Annotated in this window: 16 protein-coding genes and 7 pseudogenes; 18 read left to right on the top strand and 5 right to left on the bottom strand. The window is 60.5% G+C overall.

Going from position 1 to position 25604, the window contains the following annotated elements; translation table 11 throughout:
- Positions 1-7 precede the first annotated feature (7 nt).
- The 18 genes and pseudogenes from NK8_RS41885 to NK8_RS43325 all read left to right on the top strand — a co-directional run bounded on the left by NK8_RS41885 (position 8) and on the right by NK8_RS43325 (position 21278).
- Entirely contained in the window at positions 8-973 is a 966-nt protein-coding gene (locus tag NK8_RS41885) for a YCF48-related protein (RefSeq protein WP_213233884.1), read from the top strand.
- 159 nt (positions 974-1132) lie between these two features.
- Positions 1133-2538: pseudogene (locus NK8_RS41880) on the top strand (flavin monoamine oxidase family protein).
- Positions 2539-3225, top strand: a complete 687-nt coding sequence (locus NK8_RS41875) for a cytochrome c (RefSeq protein ID WP_213233883.1) — start codon at positions 2539-2541, stop codon at positions 3223-3225. It begins immediately after the preceding pseudogene.
- A 218-nt stretch (positions 3226-3443) separates the two neighbouring features.
- The gene (locus NK8_RS41870; protein WP_029672504.1) at positions 3444-4577 is read left to right on the top strand and encodes a trans-acting enoyl reductase family protein; all 1134 of its coding nucleotides are present in this window, start codon (positions 3444-3446) and stop codon (positions 4575-4577) included.
- A gap of 47 nt (positions 4578-4624) precedes the next feature.
- A complete protein-coding gene (locus NK8_RS41865; protein ID WP_029672505.1) occupies positions 4625-6178 on the top strand; it encodes a class I adenylate-forming enzyme family protein in 1554 nt (517 codons plus the stop codon).
- A gap of 24 nt (positions 6179-6202) precedes the next feature.
- A pseudogene (locus NK8_RS41860) lies at positions 6203-7443 on the top strand (thiolase family protein).
- A gap of 10 nt (positions 7444-7453) precedes the next feature.
- The gene (locus NK8_RS41855) at positions 7454-8965 is read left to right on the top strand and encodes an FAD-binding oxidoreductase (protein ID WP_213234544.1); all 1512 of its coding nucleotides are present in this window, start codon (positions 7454-7456) and stop codon (positions 8963-8965) included.
- A gap of 411 nt (positions 8966-9376) precedes the next feature.
- Positions 9377-9643, top strand: coding sequence for a TetR/AcrR family transcriptional regulator (locus tag NK8_RS41850; RefSeq protein WP_301549934.1), 267 nt, complete (start codon positions 9377-9379; stop codon positions 9641-9643).
- A gap of 980 nt (positions 9644-10623) precedes the next feature.
- Positions 10624-11388: an acyl-CoA dehydrogenase family protein gene (locus NK8_RS43330; protein WP_225936692.1), complete on the top strand. Its 765-nt coding sequence runs from the start codon at positions 10624-10626 to the stop codon at positions 11386-11388.
- Positions 11389-11566: 178 nt separating this feature from the next.
- Positions 11567-12316 carry an electron transfer flavoprotein subunit beta/FixA family protein gene (locus NK8_RS41840; RefSeq protein ID WP_062253043.1) on the top strand — a complete coding sequence of 250 codons (750 nt, stop codon included), beginning with the start codon at positions 11567-11569 and terminating at the stop codon, positions 12314-12316.
- A gap of 19 nt (positions 12317-12335) precedes the next feature.
- Positions 12336-13284, top strand: a pseudogene (locus NK8_RS41835) (electron transfer flavoprotein subunit alpha/FixB family protein).
- A gap of 374 nt (positions 13285-13658) precedes the next feature.
- Positions 13659-15143, top strand: a complete 1485-nt coding sequence (locus tag NK8_RS41830) for an FAD-dependent oxidoreductase (RefSeq protein ID WP_062253047.1) — start codon at positions 13659-13661, stop codon at positions 15141-15143.
- 6 nt (positions 15144-15149) lie between these two features.
- A complete protein-coding gene (locus tag NK8_RS41825) occupies positions 15150-15809 on the top strand; it encodes a c-type cytochrome (protein WP_062253049.1) in 660 nt (219 codons plus the stop codon).
- 33 nt (positions 15810-15842) lie between these two features.
- A complete protein-coding gene (locus tag NK8_RS41820; RefSeq protein WP_062253051.1) occupies positions 15843-16520 on the top strand; it encodes a hypothetical protein in 678 nt (225 codons plus the stop codon).
- Positions 16521-16600: 80 nt separating this feature from the next.
- Entirely contained in the window at positions 16601-17800 is a 1200-nt protein-coding gene (locus tag NK8_RS41815; protein WP_213234543.1) for a hypothetical protein, read from the top strand.
- Positions 17801-17830: 30 nt separating this feature from the next.
- Positions 17831-19430: pseudogene (locus tag NK8_RS41810) on the top strand (Re/Si-specific NAD(P)(+) transhydrogenase subunit alpha).
- A gap of 13 nt (positions 19431-19443) precedes the next feature.
- Positions 19444-20829 (top strand): annotated as a pseudogene (locus NK8_RS41805) (NAD(P)(+) transhydrogenase (Re/Si-specific) subunit beta).
- A 386-nt stretch (positions 20830-21215) separates the two neighbouring features.
- Positions 21216-21278, top strand: coding sequence for a high-potential iron-sulfur protein (locus NK8_RS43325; protein WP_225936721.1), 63 nt, complete (start codon positions 21216-21218; stop codon positions 21276-21278).
- 125 nt (positions 21279-21403) lie between these two features.
- Here the strand turns inward: NK8_RS43325 and NK8_RS43955 are convergent, their stop codons facing one another.
- The 5 genes and pseudogenes from NK8_RS43955 to NK8_RS41780 all read right to left on the bottom strand — a co-directional run bounded on the left by NK8_RS43955 (position 21404) and on the right by NK8_RS41780 (position 25603).
- Positions 21404-21673 (bottom strand): ATP-binding protein, encoded by a 270-nt coding sequence (locus NK8_RS43955; protein ID WP_367657855.1) that lies wholly within the window; start codon positions 21671-21673, stop codon positions 21404-21406.
- 10 nt (positions 21674-21683) lie between these two features.
- Positions 21684-22307, bottom strand: a pseudogene (locus NK8_RS43950) (HAMP domain-containing protein); the annotation flags it as partial.
- 251 nt (positions 22308-22558) lie between these two features.
- A pseudogene (locus NK8_RS41790) lies at positions 22559-23265 on the bottom strand (response regulator).
- 110 nt (positions 23266-23375) lie between these two features.
- Positions 23376-24143 (bottom strand): carboxylesterase, encoded by a 768-nt coding sequence (locus tag NK8_RS41785; protein ID WP_213233875.1) that lies wholly within the window; start codon positions 24141-24143, stop codon positions 23376-23378.
- Positions 24140-25603 carry an efflux transporter outer membrane subunit gene (locus tag NK8_RS41780; RefSeq protein ID WP_213233873.1) on the bottom strand — a complete coding sequence of 488 codons (1464 nt, stop codon included), beginning with the start codon at positions 25601-25603 and terminating at the stop codon, positions 24140-24142. Before NK8_RS41780 ends, NK8_RS41785 begins: the two co-directional genes overlap by 4 nt.
- Between the last annotated feature and the right edge of the window lies 1 nt (position 25604).

The raw sequence follows: 25604 nt of genomic DNA, 5'->3' as shown, positions 1-25604 counted from the left end.
ACCAATCATGATCAAGATGTTTGTTGCCGGCGCGGCCTTGTGTGCGAGCGTCGCGGCCTTCGCTCAAGCACAGGGAGCGGTCGCGGACTGGGCGGCCAAACCCGCGCATGCCTGGACAGCGCCGAGGCACATGATGTTGATGGACGCGGCGCGTGCCGGTTCGCGCATCGTTGCCGTAGGGGAGCACGGCGTAGTCGTGATGTCAGATGACGAGGGAAAAACGTGGCGTCAGTCAAACCATGTTCCGGTTTCCGCAACCCTTTCTGCGGTCACTTTTGCCGACGCGCAGCACGGCTGGACGGTCGGACAGTGGGGCGTGATTCTCGCGACGAGCGACGGCGGCGAGACATGGCAAAAGCAGCGGATAGACCTCTCAGTTGACCAGCCGTTGTTCTCCGTGCTCTTTACTACTGCTCGGGACGGAATCGCGGTGGGCCTATGGTCACTCATGCTCGTCACCCATGATGGTGGCAAGTCGTGGACGAAAGTGAGTGTGCCGAAACCACCGGGTAGTGGTCGTGCCGACCGCAACCTTTACCACGTCTTTTCTGATCGTCACGGTGTGCTTTACATCGACTCTGAGCAGGGAATGGTGCTGAAGTCCACGGATGGCGGGGCGAACTGGAATTATCAGGCGACGGGCGGCAAAGGGACGCTGTGGACGGGCGTGGCGCTGCCCGACGGCCGAATCATCGTAGGCGGTTTGCTGGGCGGCCTGTACCAGAGCAGCGACGATGGGGCGACATGGACGGCGTTGAACGCGGGCACGAAGAGTTCGATCACTGATCTTTTGACGACCGGGAATGGACTGATGGGCGTCGGGCTCGATGGCCTTGTTTTCCGGCAACGCGAGGGCAGTACTTCGTTCGAGGTTCAACAGCGCGCGGATCGTGCGTCCCTCACAGCCGCAGTGATCGATCGCACCGGAAAGCCGTTGCTGTTTTCGCAGGACGGTGTGCTGGTGAGGCCTTGAGCATGCTGCATTTCCTGCCGCATGTGTATATCGCAGTACTGCATATAATTGAAACAGGAGTGGCAACATGGAAGTCGAGACGGAACCGAAAATGATTCGCAGGCCCCCGCGCGGAGCCGGCGCCGGTTCCTCCACCTTGCCGCAGCAGGTGCTGCGACGCTGGCTGCCGATGGAGTGTCACTCGCGCAAAGTGCGGTTACGAAGCCCCGAGAGACCGTGAGGTATTGGACGTCGCGATCATCGGTGCGGGTCTCGCAGGATTGACGGCGGGCCGCGACCTCCAGCTGGCTGGATGCGATTCGTTTGTCGTGCTCGAGGCACGCAATCGCGTCGGTGGCCGAACCTATAACCATGACCTTGGCCGCGGCGTCGTTTCTGAAGCCGGAGGGCAGTGGATCGGTCCCGGTCAGACCGCGATCTTCGATCTGGCACGTCAACTCGAGATCGACACGTTTCCGAGCTGGTACGCAGGGAAGACCGTCGTGATGGCGCAGGGCGCTATCGTGGCCCAAGATTTTCATGGCGGCACCGGGGGTGACGACACGATTGGCAACCGGCTTGCCGAACTGTCGCGGGGCGTGCCATCCGGCGCGCCATGGAAGGCACCGAATCTGGCGGAATTGGATAGGCTATCTTACGGCGAATGGCTTTTGCAGCAGGGCGTGAAATACGAGGACGGCTACTTTCTCGCGCTAGCCGCGAAGCTGACGACGGGCGGTGCGCCGGCCCAGTTGGGTCTGCTGCACTACTTGTCGATGATCAACAGCGCAAGCTGCAACTATACGCAACTCGAAGCATTCAAAGGCGGGGCACAGGAAACGCGCATCGTCGGCGGCTCGCAGCGTCTGAGCATCAAGATGGCCGAGCAGCTCGGCGACAAGGTCAGGCTTTCCTCGCCGGTGCGCAAGATCACTGGCTGGGATCGCGAAGTCGTCGAGCTGCACACGGATCAAGGCTTGATTAAGGCCGGTCGCGTCATCGTTGCGATGAATCCGGCGCTTTGCAATCAGGTGGTTTTCGATCCGCCGTTGCCCAGCGGGCGGGCGCAACTCCAGCAGCATTGGCCCACGAGCGCCCCAATGCGAAAGACTGTCCACGTCTATGACAAGCCGTTCTGGCGCGACGCCGGGTACTGCGGAACGATCTTCCAGGTCGGCGGTCCCGTTTTCATGACGTACGACAATTCGCCTCCCGACGCATCGCTCGGCGTGATCGCCGCATTCGTGGCGCCAGGGATGTTGCCTGATGATCCCGCGACGGCCGAGAAGACGCTGTCGGCCACATTTGCGAAGGCATTCGGAGACCGCGCGCTGCATCCGACGCAGTTCCATGACTACGACTGGGGCCGGGTCGATCAGTGGACCCTGCATTGCATCAACCCCATGCCGCCAGGCTTCTGGACGAAGTGGGGAAAGTATCTGCACCCCGAAGTGGGGCGCCTGATCTGGTCGGGCACCGAAACTGCCGACATCTGGGCGGGTGCGATGGACGGTGCCGTGCGTTCGGGCCATCGTGCTGCTTTGCAGGCGCTGGCTGGTTTCACTCGACGCGGCGAGGTGGCCTGAATGAGACGGGCATGGATCGTAAGTGGAGTCGTCGGGCTCGCCGCTGTGGTGGGCGTGGGAGCGCTTTACGGACGCGAGTACCTGGACGGTATGCATTTCGAAAAAGCGATGAACGAGATCGACAGGTTGCAAGTGGCCAACGGTGGCTCCTGGCCGCAACCGCAAGAGACCTGCTATTTCTGCCACGGTGCGCACGGGCAGTCCGCGAACGCCTGGTATCCGTCGCTGGCAGGACAGCCACAGGCTTATCTCATCGCCCAATTGCGCGCCTTCGCTGACGGGGAACGGCCCAACGCTTATATGGGGCCGATTTCAAGGGATCTGACCGACGAACAGATCAAATCACTGGGTGCCTATTTTGCGCGGCAGACTCCGGCCCGAAGCGAGCCGGCGCGCACTCAAGCCGGGCTAGAGAAGCGCGGTATGGAACTCGTGGCAGAAAAAAGTTGCCAAGCGTGCCACGGAGCGGCGTTCATGGGGGAAAACCAGATTCCGCGTCTGGCGGGACAGGGAGAGACCTATCTCGTGAGGCAGCTTGCTGCATTCAAGACCGGCGAGCGTCATGACCCGAGCGGCGCAATGAATGGGTTGGCGGGCACTCTGTCGGGCGAAGACGTCAAGGCGGTGGCCAGCTATCTTGCCAGTCTGACGCCGGTCGGCAGCAACGCAGGCGCAGGCGCTGAATAACAACCATCGCGTAACCGAAAAGAGGTCTAAGGACAGGAAATACCTGTCTTTTTTAAACTTAAAATGTTTGTAGACTATGACTATGTTAGATACGATGTTCTATAAAATGGACCTGCATCATCGCTGCATTCTCTGATAGCGGAGCTCGTCACCGCCGCCGGCATCCGCCGCATTTGAAAGACGCACCGTTGAACCCAATCACCTTCTAGGAGACAGGCATGGCAAAGCATCCCGTCGTTGTATATGGCGCAAGTGGTTATACCGGCATGTTGATCATGGACTGGCTGATCGACCAGAACATTCCTTTTACCGCTGTGGCGCGCAACGCAAGGCGTACGCAGGAAATGATGGCGCAGCGGGTCGTGCGCCTCGAATCTGCGAGCTACGAAATCATCGAGGCCGAACACAACGTCGATTCGCTTGCGAATGCCTTTCGCGGCGCGAAGGTCGTGTGCGCCACCGTCGGGCCGTTCTTCGATTTCGGCCTGGTCGCGGTGGAGGCGGCAATCAAGGCCGGTTGTCACTACCTCGACACCACCGGCGAGCAACACTTTATCCGCCAGGCACGCGAACAGTTTGGCGAACCCTACCGTCAGGCCGGTCTACTGTTGTCGCCGTCAAACGCGTACATGTACACGTTTGCGGAAATTGCCGCCGAGCTGGCACTCGAGACGCCTGGCGTCGATGCGCTGGAGACGGCGACCTTGACGCGCGGCCCGCGCGGTGCCGGCGCCGGTGTGAGCGTGGGCTCTACGGCGACCATCTTCGGAGGCTATCGCCAGGAATCTTGCTATCTATGGGAAAAGAAGCTGGTGCCGCATGACAAGCACGCTTCGTTCAATGTTGCCTCCCCCGATTTTCTGCAACCAGTATTCGCGTTGCCGTGGGGCGGCACCTCGCTGCCGGTGTATTTCGAGCAGGATCCCCGCGTGCGCAGCTGTATCTCGTGCGTTGGCTTCTACGACAACAACGCAATGCAGATGGTGCATGGGCTCAGTCAGAAGTGGGATGCGGAATACGCACACCTGCCACGTGAGCAGCAGGATACGGTACTCAAACAGCTTGTCGATTCCGTGACACCGTCGATGCCGCCGCGCGAGCGCACGTCGCTTCATCGCACTGTCGACTTTGCGATCGGCCGCGGTCAGCTTGCGGCAGTTCGGGCGACCGTGCACGGCATCACGCCGTATATCGCCACCGGAGCCATTCATGCCGCCGGTATTGCCAAGCTTCTCGACGGCGACACCGCGAAGGTTGGCTTTGCATCCGGTTCGAAGGCATTCGGCCATCGCTACCTGCTTGGGTTCCTCGAGCAGCGCGGGCTCGCGCGCGCGACAGTCGCCCAACTGTAACGGCCGCGAGAACAGAGATTCGAAACCGATCCAGGGACACATGGGACATGGCAATCATTGACTTTTTCGATCGCGGTTGGCGTATCAATCCCAACGGCATCGCCTACATTCAGGACGAGCGAAGCTATTCGTTCAGTGAAGTTCACGCGCTGTCGTGCCGTATCGCTAACGGACTGCTCGAGGCAGGCTTCGAAAAAGAAGCGAAGGCGGCGGTCTGGGCCGATAACGACGTCACGGCATGGACCTGCACGCTGGGGCTGTGGCGCGCAGGGGTGGTGTGGATCCCGGTCAACGGGCGCAACGCGCCGCAGGAGAACCAGTACCTCCTCGACGCGTTCGATTGCGAAGCGCTGTTCTTTCATCAGGCATTCGCACCGGCAATCGAGGCGCTGCGTCCCAGCCTGCCCAAAGTGAGGCTCTGGGTCTGTATCGATGCCGATCTGCCGTGGGCGCCATCGCTCGAGACATGGAGCGCGGCGCAACCTGCGACCGGGCCGAGCGTCGAGTACGACATGGACGACATCGTGACGCTTTCTGCCACGGGCGGAACGACGGGTTTGCCGAAGGGGGTGATGAACACGCATCGCGCGTTTCAAACCTATTTCGCGCAGTTCATGATTGCGTTTCCGTATGGCGTGGAGCGTCCGGTGAATCTTGCGGCGGCGCCTATGACCCATACCGCGGGAATGCTCTCGCTGCCGTGCACCGCCCGCGGCGGCACAGTGGTCGTACTGCCCAAGCCAGAGCCGGCGCCGCTGCTCGCGGCGATCGCGAAACATCGGGTGACGGAGTTCTTCCTGCCGCCGACGGTGATCTACCGCCTGCTCGATATCCCCGGTATCGAGAACCAGGATTTCTCCTCGCTCAAATGCTTTCTGTATGGAGCGGCACCCATGTCGGTGGAGAAGCTCAAGCGCGCGATCGAGGTGTTCGGTCCGATCATGGCGGGCGGATATGGTCAGACGGAAGCCCCGGCGTCGATCTCCTATCTCACGCCGGCCGAGCACTTCGTAGATGGCGCGCTTGCTCCGGAAAGCCGGCTTTCGTCGGTGGGCAGACCCAATCCGCTGATTCGCGTCGAAATCATGAGCGATCGTGGCGAGCTCCTACCTCGGGGCGAAACCGGCGAAATCTGCGTACGTGGCGACCTCGTGATGAAGGGCTACTTCAAGGCGCCCGACAAAACCGCCGAAACGATCGTGAACGGCTGGTTGCGCACCGGCGACGTCGGTCATCTGGATGACGAAGGATATCTGTACATCACCGACCGCAAGAAGGACATGATCATCAGCGGTGGCTTCAATGTCTACCCGAGCGAAGTCGAACAGGTGATCTGGGCGCACCCGGCAGTACAGGATTGCGCGGTGATCGGGGTCCCCGACGACAAGTGGGGTGAGGCGGTGAAGGCGGTGGTGGAGCTCAACGCCGGTCAGAGCGTCAGTGCAGAAGAGCTCGTGGCGTTATGCAAGGAGAAACTCGGCTCGGTGAAGTCACCGAAGAGCGTGGACTTCATTGCGGCACTGCCGCGTAGCACCGCCGGCAAGGTGCTGAAGAAAGATCTGCGCGAGCAGTACTGGCAGGGTCAAGGCCGACGGATCTGAGTCAGTCAATTTGAGAAAAACACCATGAGCGACATTTACATCGCGGGCATTGCGATGACCATGTTTGGCCGTCACTGCGAGCGCAGCATCGACGATCTCGCGGGCGAAGCGCTACGCGGCGCATTGAAGGATGCGGGTTGCGATGCCGCGGCGATCGGCGCGGCTTTCTATGCTGGCATCACCAACGGGCCGCTGCAGGGCCAACTGTCCATTCCGGGGCAGATCGTGTTCAGCAAGATCGGGATTGAAGGCATCCCGGTCTACAACGTCGAAAACGCCTGCGCATCCGGGAGCACCGCGGTGCATCTCGCGGCCCAGGCGCTTCGGTCGGGTGCCTGCGATGTAGTTCTCGCGCTCGGCGCAGAGAAGATGAACGTCCCGGACAAGGCGAAGTCATTCGCCTTGTTCGGGGCGGGCTGGGATGTGTCGCGCGTCGACGAGAACTTCGCCAGTCTGATGAGGCTCGGCGAAGGCATCGAGCCGCCACCCGGGTCGGAGTCCGACCGGCCGTATAGCCGCTTCATGTCGGTCTATGCCGCGCTGTGCAGGTATCACATGAAGACTTACGGAACCACGCAACGGCAGATCGCTGCGGTTTCGGCGAAAAATCACCTGCATTCGGTGCACAACCCGTATTCGCAGTTCCGACAGCCATTCACCATCGACGAAGTGCTCGCCGCACCGCCGATCACGTATCCGATCACGCTGCCCATGTGTGCGCCGGTTTCGGACGGCGCGGCGGCGGCGATCGTGTGTACCGAGGAGGGCTTGCGACGCATCGGCGCCGACCGTCGCCGGTGCGTCAGGATTGCGGCGAGCGTGATCCGCAGCTTCACGCATCGACGTATCGACGAGCCAGAGAAGAACATCGGCCGCCTCGCGGCACTTCAGGCATACGACCAGGCGGGACTCGGTCCAGAGGACGTGGATGTGGCGGAGGTGCACGACGCCTCAGCGATGGGCGAAATCATCCAGGCCGAAAATCTCGGGCTCGTACCGTTCGGCGAGGGCGGACCCGCTGCCGAGCGCGGCGAGTTCACGCTCGGCGGCCGCATCCCCATCAACACGTCCGGCGGCTCGAATCGAAAGGCCACCCGTTGGGTGCGACGGGAATCGGTCAGCTCTATGAACTGGTTACTCAACTGCGTGGAGAAGCGGGCCCGCGGCAGGTTCCCGGCGCGCGTCACGCGATTCAGGAAAACGGCGGCGGCTTTCAGGGTGTCGAGGAAGCCGCGCTCGCGGTCCACATTCTAAGCAAGATTTGATGGAGTAGTTATGAGTGAGACGACGGAAACACAGGCAGAACAGCAAGCTGACTCTCGTTCTGCAGTGAACCGCCGCACGTTCCTCAAGGGTGCGGCGGCGGCAGCCGTAGTGGCGCCGGCAGTGGCGGCTACACAATGCTCGAGCAATGAATCAGGTAGTCCAGTGGAAGAAGCCAGAATGGCCTCTGACATGGAGAAATACCGCGCGCTTGGAGTCTGGGTGGAAAGGCCAGACGACTTGCAACCAGAACTCGTGGGCGACGTGAATGCGGATGTGGTCATCATCGGCGCGGGTTTTGCCGGGCTATCGCGGCGCTTGAACTCGTCAAGCACGGGCGCGAACGTGGTCGTGCTCGAGCGCGAGTTTGCGGGCTTTGGTGCAAGCGGACGCAACGCGGGTTATCTGGCCGGCGCACTCGGGCTCGAATATGATCTCTTTCTCAAGAACATAGGCAACGAGAAAGGGAAAGAGATCGTTCGCTACTACGAGGACGCGGTCCCCTTCGTGGAGGGCAAGCTGAAAGAGTACGAGATCGACTGCGACTACAATCAGACGGGCATTATCCGTGCGGGCATCGATCCCTCGCAGGAAGATAAGGTGCGCGAAAGCATGCGAACCGGCGCCGAATTGGGCTGTCAGTCGGAATTTCTCGATCAGGCTGAGATGCGTGCACGCGGCATTCCGCCCGCGTTTCTGTTTGGCAACTACGTGTCGCGCGGCGGCACGCTTCACCCCGGCAAGTATGTGATGGGGCTCAGGCGCGCAGCGCTTCGGGCAGGCGTGAGGATTTTCGAGAATACGCCGCTGCTGTCCTACACGGAAGGGTCTGTCATCAAGGTGCAAACACCGCGCGGAAGTGCAAGCGCACCGGCTATGATGCTGGCCACCAACGCCTATACGCCGCAACTCGGCCTGCTTGCAGACAAAGTCGTACCGTTGCGGGTCTCGGCGATCGAGACTAGGCCGCTCCTCCGAGCCTCAGCGCAAGGCCTTAGGCTGGCCACGACGCGAAGGGATCGTGACGGCACACTGGACCATGGAAAGCCATCGCTTGACCGTGAACAACACGCTCGTGGTCACGACGAAGCGAATCCATTATCCGTACGGCTCCAAACACCGAACGTGCCCGACTACGAGTCATACCGCGAGCTGCGCACGGCCCTGCATGACCGCTTTCCCTCACTCAAGGGCGTCGCGCTGCGGGCATGCTGGAGCGGCTACATCAGCCTGGCCAATGATGCGCTACCCGTTGTCGGGACCATTGGGTCGCATCAGAACATCTTCTACAGCGCCGGATGCTCCGGCCACGGCGTGGCCTCGCAATCGATGGTCGGAAGCATGATTGCAGGGCGGATTCGCGGCACCGACAATCCGCTGCTTTCGGCGCTAGATCACAAGACGCCATCGATGCTGCCTGAGCCCCTGCGATGGTGCGTCATGACGGGGGCGCTGGGTGTGGTGAACGCGCTCGACGAGCGTGTGAACAGCAAGGTTCGCGCTGCGCAGGCGCGAATGTCGTAACCGGCGTTGCGTGACGAGACGCTTGCAGTGGATACGTATCGACCACGTTCGAATCTGTCTTGTTGACGCAGAGGGTGAGAGGCGCGATGACCGGAAAAACGAACCGAGGTCAGGAGGAGTGCGATCGGACGTTGCGGCGCACGCACTATGCGGACGGAGGTACGTCCCGATGTGCTCGAAGCCATGTGTACCTTGGGCGCAATCGTGACTGCATTACGGCCCGGCGGGGGCGTACACCTCACTCGGAGGGAAAGCGATGACAGTGCGAAAAGAGCCCAGTCCCCGTAAGCGGCGCGCATCGGGCGCAGCCTCTTCCTTGGGACATCCCGCTGATGGCCTGCGCGCCAAGGCTTACGTACGCGCAATGCCATCATCCGTGCGGCAAGGAAGCTTTTGCTCGAGAGTGGGCCCATGGCGTTCTCGCTGCGCGCCGTTGCTTTGCGTGCGGGAATCAGTGTCAGCAACCTCCAGTATTACTTCCCAACACGCTCTGCCGTCCTGCGGGCGGTCATGCTACCCGCGATCGACACATATTTCGATGCGTTGAAGCGGGCGCTCCAAAGCAATGCTTCGCCGCGTGCGACGATCGACGCCATTCTCCATCAGTCGGTGCAGGACGCCAAGGACTCAGAGTACATCTCGCTGTGGTGGCATTTCTTTTTCGTTTGCGTCTACTGACCCCGAGTGCGCGCAAATGCGCAAACGACTGTAACGACACCTTGACAGTCAAGTTGCTGATCTCATTCATGCCGCAAATCCGGCACGTGGAGCCGCCGAGAGCGCGCACATCGCAGTTGCTGCTCATTTCATGCTCGACGCGTGACCTTCCATCTGGGCACGTGCGCAGTAGCGGGCGTACATGCGAAAGTTCGAGGCGAATTGTTCGAGATCGCGCCATACCTTGGTTGGGGAAACGCGATAGACGCGAAGATTGTTTAGGGCTGGCTGGGAGCGTGACAGGCCATAGAAGAAACATTTAGTCGCGATCCGGTAAGAAGGACAGGGAATACCCGTCTTTTTTTTCATGTTGTAATTTGTATCGTGACCTATGTTTGTATTATATCTACAATTGAGGTGACCGACTGCCAGGGCAGTCTGGTTCGAGTTGCATCCCTGGAAGGAGAATATCGGGAATGATTCGACTACACAAGTCCGTAGGATTGCCGCTGGCTGGATTGACCGGCTCGAAACCCGTTGAGCGAGAAGAACGTGCGATCCAGGGACACGGTTCACCGTTTCGCACGCGATGTGTTGAGGCCGTCGGGCGCGAAACTCGATCGAATGACGCCGGAGGATAGTGATCGCACCCGGCTCGCCGTACTGCGACCGCCATGATGGAGAGCGCGAAGCTTGCCTTGATCCGCAGTGCTCGCGCAGCTTCCGCCGACATGGCGGTGCGCATCGAATCGCTGATTTGCGAAGAGCTCGGTTGGGGTGATGCAGGGCTTGCTGTTCGATCGACGTGGCGCCAGCCCCGCTGATGATGACGCAATCGCGTCGGCAACCAGGAGTGACTTCGATATGTTGCGCCGGCAAGATTGGGTTGTTGGATGGAATACCCAGCTGACCGCGGCACCGATGCCGCGATTCTCTATCGCGACGAGATCAGGCGCGATCGGCAAGCAGCCGTTGGGTAACCTTACGCGAAGTAGTCGCGGATGAAAATCGTCATCAACGGTCAAAGTTCCGCATGGATCTCCAACGGCTCGGTCGCTCAGGTGGCGCTCGCGTACATGGCGGCGGATTATGGCGATGGCTTCTATGGAAGCGGGGAACGAAGTGCGTTCACGAACGGAATCGGCATGATTCTTCCGCTTGATTTGCCAGGTGTCTCCCGAGGCAAACCGCTCGACAAGATTGGCCAGCGCTCACTGCCGCAGGGCGAAATCTACTTCGACAACGTGAAGGTGCCCAAGCGCTTCGCAATTGCGCTGCAGGACGATTACCTCGGCAACCTGGCCTCAACATGGTCGTTCGCCGGCACGCACATGTGCCAGGTGTTCGTAGGCGTGGCCCGCGCCGCGTTCGAACTCGCGCTGGGATACTGCCACGAACGCAAGCAAGGCGGAGCGCTGTTGATCGACCATCAGATGACGCAATTGCGCGTGGGCGAGATGCTGCGTCGGCTGGAAATGGCGCGTGCGATCGCGCGACGCAGCCTCGCATTCTCACGTCTGTCTCCGAAGAGCCATCCGTACGCAACAGCCCAGGCCAAGGTCAGCGTGACGGAGGAAGCCATGAAGATTACGACTGAGGCGTTCCAGCTCTTCGGCGGTAATGGCACCACACGCGAGTTCCCGATCGAGAAGCTGTTCCGTGATGTCCGGTCCGCACTGATCGAGGACGGCGAGAATTACCACCTCACGTTGCGTCTTGGCGTGCTCGCAGGAAAGCTTTATCAGAACGGTTGGATGAAAGAGTGAACAACCCGTCGGCGCAAGTTGGCTTCGCGTCGGCTCCACGGCACCCCCGGTCCAGGTATCAGAACGTGGCTGATGAGAGGGCAGTGCAGCTCGCTGCTGTGCTAACGACTGTCGCCGCTTCGACTCAGGTGCCCGCGACGAGCGCACGCAGCGCAAGTGGATTAAACGAGGAACAGCAATGAAAGTGTTGGTGGCGGTGAAGCGGGTCGTGGACGCGAATGTGAAGGTCGGCGTGAAGTCCGACGGAACAGGTATCGATATCGCCAATGTGAAGATGTCGATAAACCCATTCGACGAAATTGCCGTGGAAGAGGCGGTGCGTCTTAAGGAAGCCGGCTTGGCCACGGAGATCATCGCGGTGTCCGCGGGGGTGATGCAGGTCCAGGAGACTCTGCGGACGGCACTCGCGATAGGCGCGGATCGCGCGATCCTCATCGAGTCGAATGAGATCCTGCAACCGCTCGCCGTGGCAAAGCTGCTCAAGGCACTTGTCGACAAGGAGCAACCGCAGCTCGTGATCCTCGGTAAGCAGTCCATCGACGACGATTCGAACCAGACCGGCCAGATGCTCGCCGCGATCGCGAACTTGCCGCAAGCGACCTTCGCTTCGAAGATCACCATCGCTGATGGCGAGGCCACGGTCGTACGTGAAGTCGATGGCGGTGCGGAAACGCTGTCGCTCAAACTGCCCGCAGTTGTGACTACCGACCTTCGTTTGAACGAGCCGCGCTACGTCACGCTGCCGAACATCATGAAGGCGAAGAAGAAGCCGCTGGAGACGGTTAAGCCCGACGACTTTGGTGTGGACGTCACGCCGCGTCTGCGAACCCTGAAGGTCGCTGAGCCGCCCGCGCGCTCGGCTGGTGTGAAGGTTGCCGACGTGAAGGCACTCGTCGAGAAGCTGAAGACTGAAGCCAAGGTTATCTGAAGGTTAGGGAGCGAGAGAGATGACGAACCTGGTTATTGCTGAACACGATAACGTGTCGGTTAGAGCTGCAACGCTGAACACGGTCGCCGCTGCACAGAAGATCGGGGGCGACGTGCACGTGCTGATTTTAGGTCACAACGCAAAGGCCGCGGCGCGATTCAGCGGCGAAGATCGCGGTGCGTTTCGAAGTGCTGCTAGGCCGATGCCCGCAACCTCGAAGTAGCCTCGCAGAGAACGTTGAAGCGACGGTGGCTTTTCGATTGCGAGGAACTATTCGCACATTCTTCGCGCCGGGCCACGGCAGCGGGCAAAAACGTTACGCCGCGGATTGCTGCAAAGCTTGACGTCGCGCAAATCTCGGGAAATCCGGCAGTGAACTCGCCGGGACACGTTCGAGCGTCCAGTCTATGCGGGCAATGCGATTCGTAACTGTTCAGTCAGTGATCCGATCAAGGTTCATCACGGTGCGGCCCACGGCATTTGATTGAGCAGATTCCACACACGGTGGCAATGCCGTCGTGGAAAGGGCTCGACGCGTCAGCGGACAGCGGCCTCTCGCAATTCGGTTGGGCCGTGAAAGTCACGGAACTCGACCGTCCGGAGCTGACTAGCGCAAAGATCGTCGTTTCGGGCGTGGCCGCGGCCTGGGCAGCAGCGAGAGTTTTGCGTCGATTCTGGAGCCGCTCGCCGACAAGCTCAACGCAGCACTCGGCGCCTCGCGTGCGGCAGTGGATGCGGGATATGTGTCAAACGACTACCAAGTCGGCCAGACCGGCAAGATCGTCGCACCGCACCTGTACGTTGCCGTGGGCATCTCGGGTGCGATTCAGCACCTGGCTGGCATGAAGGACTCAAAGGTGATTGTCGCAATCAACAAGGATGAAGAAGCGCCAATTTTCAGCGTGGCCGACTACGGTCTCGTGGGCGATCTTTTCCAGATCGTGCCGGAGCTGGTGTCGTCAATGTGAGCGCTAGTCCGGACATGCGCCAGTGATGTTCGGACGGATGCGGGCCGATCCTGCTTACCAGCCCGGATCAAGATCTTTCTATGGCGCTGCACTTTGGTACTTAGCGAGACGTCCGACAGCGAAACGTTGCGAGTCGCGCTGCATCTCTTCGCCTTAATGATTGGTATAGCGACCTATATTTGTCATGTTGGACTATATGCACGGCACTGGAACGGCAGATCCGCAGTCTCGCATAAAGCTTATCAATTGTTCTGAAGGGGCTTTTGAGGATATGCGCAGGACGTTATTTCGACCCGGATATGGAGCCTGGAGCCTGAACGGGGCAGTTTCGGGGAAACGCAACAGCGGGACCTCATCACGCAGACAGAGGCACTATGGCAGAAAAATTGTTCCCTGAAGGCGCCGAAAGCCTGGGGCGCAGGCAATGGCTTAAGTATGCCGGTGCCTCAGCGGCCGTCGGCACGCTCGCCGTCGGTGCCCGACAGTCTTTTGCGACCGTCCCCAAGAGCGCGCCAAGCGCGGACGACGTTCTCGACGTCGCCATCATAGGAGCGGGGCTGGCTGGACTGACCGCCGCGCGAGATCTGCATCAAGCAGGCTGCGAGTCCATTCTGGTGCTGGAAGCCCGTGATCGTGTGGGGGGGCGAACGCTCAACTACAACATTCCCGGCGGGTACGTTTCGGAAGTCGGCGGCCAATGGATCGGTCCTGGTCAGACAGCCGTCGCAGATCTTGCGCGCGAATTGGGTGTCGGTACCTTCCCAACTTATTACGATGGCAATACAGTTGTTCTCGGCGGCGACGGTCGCGTGACAGTCGATCTAAAAGGCACTTTCGGCACCGACGAGGCGATCGGGGCAAAGCTCAGCAGACTCGCGCGCGATGTGCCTTGCGGCACGCCCTGGACGTCTCCGATGGCCGGCGAACTGGACAAGCTGTCTGTCGGCGACTGGCTGCAAAAACAGAATATCAAGCCAGAAGACCAAGTGGCATGGAATGGCAGCATCACCCTTTCGGGCGGCACGGCCCCGGCGAAGATGGGATTGCTGCACTTCCTTTCGATGATCAATTCCGCAGATTGCGATTACTCGCAGCTTGACAGCATCAAGCATAGCGCCCAGGAAACACGTTTCATTGGCGGCTCGCAAATCCTCAGCATTAAGATGGCCCAGCAACTGAGCAGTAAGGTGCGCCTGTCAACTCCGGTGCGCCGGATTGCTGGATGGGATGGCGACGTCGTCACCCTGCATACCGACCATGGCGAAGTGCGCGCGCGAACCGTCGTCATGGCCATCCATCCTGCATTGTGTCATCAGATCCAGTTCGATCCTCCGCTGCCAGAAAAGCGCGCGGCTCTGCAGCGCGCCTGGCCCGCGCATTCTCCCGCGAGGAAAACGGCCATGGTGTATCGCCGTCCATTCTGGCGCGACAAGGGAATGAACGGGAGCATTTTTCAGTTTAATGGCCCAATCATCTGGGCCTATGACAACTCTCCGCCCGCCGCAGAGATCGGCGTCATCAATGCATTCGTCGAGAACGCCAAGGTGCCATCGGAACGGGACGCGGCGATCGCTATGCATAAGCAGTTCTACGCCCAGGCATGGGGCGACGAAGCGCTGTCTCCCGTTGCCTACCACGATCAAGACTGGGGCCAGGCGGATCGCTGGACCTTAACCTGCGTTTCCGCCATTCCTCCGGGATTTTGGAGTGCACACGGCGAGGCTCTCCGCCCGTCGTGCGGCAGGCTGATCTGGTCGGGGACGGAGACTGCGAATATTTGGGCCGGCTACATGGATGGCGCCGTGCGCTCAGGACATCAGGGCGCGCTTCAGGCCCTGAACGCCCTGCGTCGGGCGTAAGAGGCGATGATGAAAAAAATCCTATTGATTTGCGTTCCTTTGGCCGTCGTACTGTTGCTGGCCATTTTCGGTTCCGATCTGCTGGGTCTTTATCGGCTTCAGAGCTATATCGCTAACTCGACGACCGCTTACCTGGTCGACGGTGGCGCTTGGCCACATGTAACCGATGTCTGCATGGGCTGCCACGGCGTCAAGGGCAATTCACTCCACCAGGGGTATCCGAGCTTGGCGGGGCAACCAGCACCTTACCTAGAGGCTCAACTCCACGACTTCTCAGGTCAGGCGCGGCGAAATCCGAATATGACGCCTCTCGCGTTGACGATGAGCGATGCGCAGATCAAGTCGCTGGCGGCATATTTCGCGGGTGTGCCCCCTGTCGCGAATCGTTACTTCAGGCCGGATGCGCAACTGCGCGAGAAAGGGCTGCATCTGGTAGCCGCTGCCAACTGTGCCGCATGTCATGGCGCTCGATTGATGGGCCACGATCAGTTTCCGCGTCTGGCTGGCCAGGGGTACGACTATCTGCTTGCGCAGTTCGATCACTTCGCTTCGGGCACCCGCAGCGAACCTACAGGCGTGATGAAAAACCTTGCAATGGGTTTTTCGCCTGAAGATCGCAAAGCCGTTGCCACCTATCTGGCAAGCCTTGAACCGAAGAAAGATTGACCAATCAGATACAACCGGAATTGGGAGTAAGCGATGGACCTCAGATCTTTAGTTCTTATGCTCTCTAGTGCTTTGCTGGCGGTGAGCTCATTCTTTTATGGCTGGAAGTTCGTCAAGAAAAAAAACTATCTTCTCGGTCTGGAGATGTGGATCGTCGGCACCTCGGCGACGAACGCTATCCTATTCTTTGCCACAGGTAACGCAGTTTCCTATGAGATAGCGCACTTCTTCGACGCGTTCTCTCGAGGGTTCGGCATGCCCATCATCGCCGTCGCCGGCTTATTGGCGATTACGCACGGCTACAAGCCGTCAATTCGGCAGGACGTCGCGGTGTTTGCCGCTTCGTTTGTGCTCACATTCGTTTTAGTCGGAGCAGATTTTATTTCCGGGTTTTTGCCTTACTACTATCTTGCGATGTGGATCTGCCTGTCGATCTATCTCGCTTATTTCGTCAAACGATTGCTAAACGTGGGCGCCATGCTTGAGGCGCTGGGCGTCGTTGTGTCGCTAGTGGCCTCGTTCGCGATTGCAGGTATCTACGATTTCTACAAAATCCCCGGCGAGGAAACCAACGTCGTGCTCAATTTTTTCACGTTAGCGCTGTGTACATGGGCCTATTTCATGCCGGCCATCTACTACGGCTATTGCGCCCTGGAGCGTGCTCAAAGCGGGAGCCTGATGGCGGAGAGTCTCGCCCCTTACCGCAATTAAGCGAAGACGACGCTGTTGCTAAGTTCCGGGCGACTGGAAGTCTATGTGCGCAGCGCTAAACGTTTCTCCTGGAGATTATGATGAATCAGACCTCGCGCAAGGTAATGCGCTTCACGGCTTGGAGCGCGATCATCGGTGGCGTTCTGGCGTACGCGAATGTCGGATTGTCTTTTGCAGTAACTGGTCCGGATGCGGATATGGTGCTGCACGGCGCATCGATGCTCGCCTTGCCACCGAATAGTCGCGAGCTGTTTCGCTGGTGCATGGTTGCCGACACACTCGGGTTCTATCTGCCCTTCGTCGTCATTGGCGGCTACTTTGTGCACGCATTTCGCGAAGAACTGGGCTCGCTAGGCAGTATGGTGGCGATGGCTGTCGCGTTGTATGTCATGGTGGGCGTGACCGGTGCCGTCATGCAGTTTGCAACCCTTCACCCACTCGCCCATCTTTACGCGGGCGGCGACGACGCTACGAGAAGCGCCGCGGCGGCAGTATGGACGGCAATAGCTAATGCGACACAAAACGGCCTCTGGTGGATTGAGGGTCCGCTCGTTCTCTTCTGGACGCTGATCGCCGCCAACGTGCTCAAAAAGGCCGGCTGGAAGGGATCGATTCTGCTGAAGTCGTCGGCTGGGCCTTCGCGGTCTTCTTCTTGTTCGCTTTTTTCCAAGACTCGAGGCGCTGTCGAGCTCCAGCGAGATGGTGGTCGTGCTCGTTCTGCCGGCTGTGGATGTTGTTGTTTGGCGGTCAGTTGCTGGCGCCGTGCACGGACGATGCAAATCGCTTTCAAGGCGCTGGCGCAGCTAATAAGGCGACTCTCTCACATATCTCAACAAAGAGATCTCAATATGACTACCCTGATGGTGACCTACCTGAACGCAGAAGGTGCGACGTTCGACCGCGAATATACCTTTCGATCCATCTCGCTGTCCGCTCGGCGTGGAGTGAGTTCGGTCTTCAATCGGCGAGGTCCTGTTCCGTCATCCGATCCACAACCCTTCGCATGCGTGCAATACTGCGCTTCAGCGATCAGGCCAGCATCAATATGGCTCTTTCCTCCGCCAAAGCCGCGAGGTGATTGGCGACGTGAAGAACTTCACCAATATCGCCGCGTCGATTTTCTGCGCGGACGATTGATCATCGCGCCGCTGCCTGACTTCGGCGCATTACCGCCGCGCCTGCATCGCACCTCCTCGCACACTCGTTGGAGATCACGCGCGCAACCCCATCCAGCAAGGAGAAGTTTCAGTGAGGACAGAGGTTCAAGCTCCTTGCGATGATCGATGACAATGTGAACATCAACTTTCCCTATGACATTACTGATTGGCATTCCTTCGGAAGTAACCACTGGCGAACGGCGCGCGTCGCGACCGTACGGAGGTAGTCGAGAGAATTGCTCAAGCTGGGTTTCGGGTGGCTGTGCAAAGCGGTGCCGGCGCCGCCGAAATTTGACGATGACGCCTACGTGCGGCCGGTGCCGAGGTCGTGGCTTCGGCCGCCGAACTCTGGGCTCGCAGCGATAATCGTTTTCAAGGTGCGCGCCCCGAGCAGCGAGGAAGTGGCGCTGATGAGCGACGGCGGCATCTTGATCGGGTTTCGTGTGGCCGGCACAAAACCCCGAGCTGATGCAGCAGCTGGCCGCCAAGCAGGCCACGGTGCTGGCGATCGATTCGCTGCCGCGCACGCTGTCACGCGCGCAGAAGATGGACGCGCTTACCTCGATGGCTGGCATCAGCGGCTACCGTGCGGTGATCGAGGCAGCACATGCTTTCGGCCGCTTCCTGAACGGTCAGGTCACCGCCGCCGGCAAGATCCCGCCTGCCAAGGTCTTCATCGCTGGCGCTGGCGTAGCAGGCTTGGCTGCAATCGGCACCGCAGCCAGTCTTGGTGCGATCGTGCGCGCCAACGACACGCGCGCCGAGGTGGCCGACCAGGTCAAGTCCCTGGGTGGCGAATTCGTCAAGGTGGACTACGACGAGGAAGGCTCGGGCGGTGGTGGCTACGCCAAGGTCATGAGCGAGGGTTTCCAGCAAGCGCAGCGCGCGATGTACGCGCAGCAGGCCAGGGACGCGGACATCATCATCACGACCGCGCTGATTCCCGGCAAGCCGGCTCCGAAGCTCATCACGGCCGAAATGGTGCAGTCGATGAAGCCGGGCAGCGTGATCGTGGACATGGCAGCGGAGCAAGGCGGCAACTGCGAGCTCACCGTGCCCGGCGAGGCAGTGGTGCGTCACGGCGTGACCATCGTTGGCTATACGGATCTCGCCTCGCGCCTGGCGCGGCAGTCGTCCACGTTGTATGGCAACAACCTGTTGCGCGTGGTCGAGGAATTGTGCAAGACCAAGGACGGCACGATCAACGTCGACTTCGATGACGATGCCATCCGCGGCCTTACGGTTATCAAGGAAGGCAACATCACTTGGCCGCCGCCGCCGATCAAGCAGCCGACCGTCGTCCCCAAGCCTCAGTCGGCCGCGCCCGCAGCGGCCGCACCCAAAAAAGAGCAACGTCCACGGCAACAGCGAGCGATGTCGGTCAAGGCGCTGGTCATCGTGTTCCGCATCGGTGCACTGGCGTTCCTGCTGTGGGGCTGTTTGCCGCCGGCCACGTTCCCTGTCGCACTTCACGTGTTCGTACTGGCCTGCTTCATCGGCTACATGGTGATCTGGAATGTCACGCCGTCGCTGCACACGCCGCTGATGAGCGTGACCAACGCGATTCTCGTCGATCATCGCCATCGGTGCGCTGGTGCAGGTCGCACCGCCGCTGGGCGAACTGGCCGCAGGCCGCAGGCGACGGCCGTCGGGGCTGATCCTGAGCTGGCCGTGGGCGCGTTGGCACTCACGGCCGTCACATGTCGGCGGCTTCGCGGTGACGCGGCGCATGCTGGCGATGTTCCGCAAATAAGGGGACGACAACAATGACTTCCAACCTGACTACCGTTCCCTATATTGGCGCGGCGATTCTCTTCATCCTGAGCCTCGGCGGACTGGGCAATCCCCGAAACCGCGGCGCCGCGGCAACTTGCTCCGGCATGATCGGCATGCTCATTCGCGGTGCTGGCCACCGGACTCGGTCCGCGCGTGTCCGGCCGCAGGCATTCCGTACGTTGTCGCTGCGCTGGTCGTCGGCGGCGCCGTCGGCCTGTTCGCCGCGAAGAAGGTGCAGATGACGCAGATGCCCGAACTGGTCGCGCTGATGCACAGCCCTGGTGGCCTGGCGGCCTGCCTGGTGGGCTTGCAGCTACATCGACACCGTCCCGTGCAGTTCACCGGCGCGCGAGAAGGCGATCCACGAAGTCGAGATTTTATGTCGGCATTCTGATCGTGCGGTGACTTTCGCGGGATCGGTCATTGCGTTCGCAAGCTGTCGGGCAAGATCGGGCGAAAACCGCTGCTGCTGCCCGGCACGGCACTGGCTGAACCTCGCGCGCTGCTGGTGGTGATCGTGTTCGGGCCGTGCGTTTCTGCATCGGACGATTCAGGCGGCATGACGCCCGCTCTTCGTGATGAACGGCGATTTCGCTCCTGTTCGTGTGCACATGGTGATGGCGATCGGCGGGCGCCGACATGCCCGTAGTGGTGTCGATGCTCAACAGCTACTCGGGTTGGGCGCGGCGGCACCGCTTCATGCTCAGCAACGACTTGTATCGTGATCGTGCGCTGGTGGGGCTCGTCGGGCGCGATTCTGTCGTACATCATGTGCCGCGCGATGAATCGCAACTTCATCAGCGTGATTGCCGGGCGGCTTTCGGTACCGCAGCGGCGTATCGCACGGCGGGCGCCGGTGCGCAGCCGGCCGGCGAGGTGTGGGCAGTGGAGCGCCGCCGAAAACCGCCGAGCTGCTGCGCGATGCGAAAGCGTATCATCGTGCCCGGCTATGGCATGGCAGTCGCGCGGCCCCAGCACACCGGTTTCGAATCACCAGCTGTTGCGGCGAAAAGGGCGTCGGACGTGCGGTTCGCGATTCATCCGGTGGCGGGCCGCATGCCGGGCCACATGAACGTGCTGCTGGCCGAAGCGAAAGGTGCCCTACAACATCGTGATGGAGATGGAAGAGATTAACGCTGACTTCCGCGAGGCGGACGTGTCAATGGGTTATCGGCGCGAACGACATCCGTGAACCCGGCGGCGCAGGAGGACCCGGCGAGCCCCGATCGCCGGCATGCCGGTGCTGGAGGTCTGGAAGGCCAAAACCTTCAATCGTGATGAACGCAGCATGGCCTCGGGCTACGCCGGCGTAGACAACCCGCTCTTCTACAAGGACAAACAATCGCATGCTGTTCGGCGACGCGAAGACATGTTGAGGCGAAAATTTTCGGCGCGCTGAAAGTCTGAAACGCAACGCCCTGGGTCCTGCCCATTGCTAACAACGTTGTTTTACGACTATAGGTTTTTGCAGGCCTTGTCACACACCAATTTCACAAAATGGGAGCTTACATGAGGAAGTCCCGTCGCACTTTTATGATCACACGCGGGCGTTGCTTCGGGGACTAGCGCTGTCTCGCATTGCCTTTGCTGGTCCAGCCGATGCGTCGAGAACGAATCCAACATCGCTCGCGCTCGGTTACAAGGGCGATGCGGCCACGGTCGACACAAGCTTAAGTATCGCGAAGATACACAGCGGATCAGGCTTGCCGAACTGTACGTTCTTATTCAGGGCAGGCCGAATGACGTGTCCGCTCCGTGTCCGATGTTCGGCGGTAAGCAGGTCGCAGGTAAGGGTTGGTGTAATGCCTATAGCAAAAAGGCCTGATTGCCCAGAGGCTGTATCTACACGGTAGACGCGCGGATGCAGCCCATCATTACGTGCCCTGCGCAAAACCGATTGGCGCAAAGACGAGCCGGATTCACTCTAAATGAAGTTGAAGCGGTCGGCGGTCACACGATCGCCGTTGCAATGACGATGCATTTATATCCGGGAAAAAGTAGATAGGGCGTCAAATGCGAGGTAGCGTGAGCTCGAAAATCGAGCCCTCCGGCGGCCGACGGGCGGAAGGTCGCGCGGCCCCGATGGGCGAGCGCAATTGCGCGTACCACCGACAGACCCAATCCCGATCCGCCAAACTGTCTGGAGCGTGACGCGTCGGCGCGCGTGAAAAGGCTCGAATACCAGCTTCGCAAATTCGGGCGCAAGGCCGGGGCCGCCATCCTCGACACTCAGCACCAAGGCGGCCGGCGCGAGCCCAAGCGCCACTCGCAATCGACCTGGAATCGCATAGCGCCGTGCGTTGTCGAGCAGCGCAAGAAGAGCTTGCCGGATGCGCGCACCATCGCATACGACCATTGCGTCACTGACGTCGAGTTCTATCGTAAAACCTGCCTCATACAGTGCGTCGCTGATGGAATCGACCGCTCGACGTATCTCAATGTCGATGCGTGTCGGTTCGAAATGCATTTCCAGCCGGCCGATGTCCTGAAGCGTGATGATGTGGAGGTCGTCGACGATCCGCGCAAGGCCTTCTACCTGATACAGCAGTCCGCGAATCTGCGCATCATCGGGCTTGAACACGCCATCGCGCATTCCTTGAAGGCGGCCGCGCAAAATCGTCAGTGGTGTGCGCAACTCGTGCGCGATCGCCGCGTTCCAGGCTGTCATGTCAGCCGCCATTTGCTGCAGCCTGATGGCCATCGCATTGAAATCATCGACAAGGAGCGCGGTGTCGCCGAGCGAACGGTCACCGGGAAGCGCGCGTGCTTCGAGGTCGCCTGCTGCGATGCGGCGCGCGCCTTCAGCAAGCGAGTTCAGTGGCGCGAGAATACGGCGGGCCAGGCGAGACGCCATGACGACCGCCACTACGAGGCCGATCAACAGCAGCGTGGCGAAGATCAGGAAATCGATCGAATCGGGAATGAGCCACTCGACGGGCGTCTTGGGAAGCTCAGGAGGCGAGAGCGCATACAGCCAGCCGTAGATCACGACCGATCCGACAAAGGCGATGAGCATCGTGATAATCGATACCAGGCCCATCGAAAGCACGATCTGACGACTGAGGCGTCCGCGATGTTGAGCTTCATTGCGCTGCGTCTTCTCCATCACGTGCTCGCGAGTCGGTAACCGACGCCCCGTACTACCGTGATGATTTCCGCCGCGCCAGCCTTTTCGAGCTTTTTGCGCAAGTTGCTGACGTGGCTGTCGACCGTGCGTTCGAGCGCGCCACTGCCGGGCATGCAGGCATCGATCAGTTCGCTGCGAGTGAATACCGCTGCGGCGATCTCGCCATATGGGTAAGCACGCGGAATTCGGTGAGCGTGAGGGCAAGTTGGACCGCGTTTCCGGCTGGAGCTGCACTCGTGCCCGCTTGCCGGATGCTGGCGACGTAGCTTTCCGTGTCGATCTCGAGCCGGCCCACGCGAATGACTGTTTCAGTCCGTGACGCAGCCGTGCGCCGCAGCACCGCGCCGACCCGCGCCACGACTTCGACCGGGTTGAACGGCTTCGAGACGTAGTCATCCGCTCCGATGCGCAAGCCCTGTAGCCTGTCGATATCCTGATCGAGCGCCGTTACGACGACGACCGGGGTATCGCCGCGCCGACGCAGTTCAGCGAGCACTTCCCAGCCGTCCTTGCCGGGCATGCGGATGTCGAGAAGCACGAGATCCGGCTTCAGTGTCGAATGAACATCGAGCGCGGTCTGTCCATTGCCGACCCGATAAGTGCGATACCCCTCGCGTACAAGATAAGCGTCGAGAATTTCCGCGATTTCGGGTTCGTCTTCGGCGATGAGAATCAGCGCGTTCATGTCGTTACAGGCTTCCGGCAGAAGCGACATCGTGGGGCAGCACCGCCGAATACGCAATCAGCTCCATGAAATCTCGATGATATCTCAACACAGCGAACATCCCTTTCCTGTCAGTTTCCAAGGAACGCCGTCATCGTTTCCGCTATCTGCTTCCGATCGTTGTCGATGCATAACATGTGATAGCTGTTCTCTACGATCAGGCATCTGGACGTGGGTATGGCGTCGACCAGAAATGAAGCGGACTTGACCGAGGTCACTTCGTCTTCGCGAGAATTGATCACGAGCGTCGGATGTCTGATGTGTCTCGCGACCTTCCACACCTTGTAGCGCAGTCGATCGACCTGGCGAATACACGCCAGCGGAACCCAGCGGTAGTGAAACGCGTCGCCCCTTTGGAACCGGGCCTTGATCAAGGATCGCGTCAACGCGTTCTTGATTCCATAAGGATCTTGCTCGGTGACTCTCATTCTTCGGGCCAGACAAGGAATGAGGTAGAGGAAATACCGGAGTCGCCGATAAAACGGCATCGACCACCCGTCGAGAAAGACCGGTGCTGCGAGCAGGACGAGCTTGCCGTCGCGCGGTCGACGCTCCGCGACGATCAATGCGAGAAGCGCTCCCATGCACATACCGATGAGATGCACCGTTTCATAGGTACGGGCGAGCATGTCATATTCCCGCGTCGCTACGTTTATCCATTGCTCCGCCCGAGCCATGATCAGGTCCTCCGGGCTCGATCCGTGTCCCGGCAACGAAAGCGCGTGCGTATCGATCCCAATCTGGTTCAAAGACTTGCGCAAGATACCAAGATCGTGCTCCGTGCCGCCGAGGCCATGAATCAGAAGAGCGACGGTGCGACGTTTTTCGGGTTGTTTCATGATCGTGCCAATGGGTGGGGCGCGGCAAGGCTCAGCTCGGGCGCGGGGTCGGGAGGCCTCACGTCGGTCTCGGTCAGGCCACCGCCGAGCGCCTTGTAAAGGGCGACGGCATTGCCGAACTCCGCGCGGCGCAAGTCCAGCAGCACCTGCCTCGATGCATAAAGCTGCCTCTGGGAATCCAGCAATTCGAGGCGTCCGTCGACGCCGGCGCGATAGCGCAGGGTAGACAGATCAGTGCGACGCTCGGCGCTCGCCACCACCCGCACCTGAGCCTCGATCTGCCGATGGAAGGTGTCGCGACCCGCTAGGCCGTCGGCGACTTCGCGGAACGCGATTTGCACAGCCCGTTCGTATCCGGCAACCGCGCTTGTCTTGCGCACTTCGGCGAGTCGGAGCTCGGCGCGCAGGCGGCCGCCCTGAAACAGCGGGACTGTGACCTGCGGCGCGAAGGTCCATGCCCGATGGTCGCCGTCGAAAAGGCCGCTCATGGCCGGACTGATCAAACCCAAAGAACTTGTCAATGAGAGTCGTGGAAAGAATGCGGCGCGCGCCGCACCGATATCGGCATTGGCGGCGATCAGGTCCTGTTCCGCCTGCAAAATATCGGGCCGCCGGAACAGCAGGTCGGACGGCAGGCCTGCTGGCAGTCGCGTCATGACCGGTTGCTGCGCCAGCGGGGTCGGCTCCGGCAGATCCTTCGGGAAGTCGGCGCCGATCAGGAGCCGCAGTGCATTGCCGGCCTGCTCGACCATGCGTGCGCGCGCCTCCAGATCTGCTTCGGCGCTGGCAACTTGACCTTCGGCGCCGGCCACGTCGACGCTGCTCGCCTGATGGGCGTTCCTGAGCCGGCGCGCGAGGTCGAGTGACTCCCGCCAGTCCGCAAGGGTGTGTTCGGCCAACTCGCGCTGCTCCTGTGCGAGGCGCTCGGCGAAGTACGCGTCGGCCACCGCACCAACGAGCGCGATCTGCGCGGCACGGCGTCCGTCATCGCTTTCGAGGTAACGGGCGAACGCGCCATCCGACAGGGAGCGAACGCGGCCGAACAGATCGATCTCGAACGCGCTGATCCCGACGTTGACGCCGTATTGCTTCTGGGTCATCGCGGCGATGGGCGGATCGGTCTCGGCATTGGCGGCGATGCGCTGGCGTGTGAAACCGCCTGTGGCGTCGACAGAAGGCAATTGTGCAGCGCGCTGGATGCCATACTGGGCCGCGGCAGCTTCGACGTTCAGCGCGGCGAGCCGCAGATCGCGATTGCTTTCGAGCGCGAGTTCAATGAGACGCTGCAAACGCCGGTCACCGAACATCGTGCGCCAGCCCAGATCGGCTGCGTTCGTGCGCACATCGGACGCGGCGCCTGTCGTGTATGTCATGGGGACGGGCGCAGCCGGCCTGACGAACGCCGGGGTCAAAGAGCAGGCCGACACGGCCAGCACGACGGGAAGAATGAGGGCTCGCATG

The organism is Caballeronia sp. NK8 (assembly GCF_018408855.1).
Taxonomy (GTDB): Bacteria; Pseudomonadota; Gammaproteobacteria; order Burkholderiales; family Burkholderiaceae; genus Caballeronia.
This window is presented reverse-complemented; position numbering and strand designations above follow the sequence as displayed.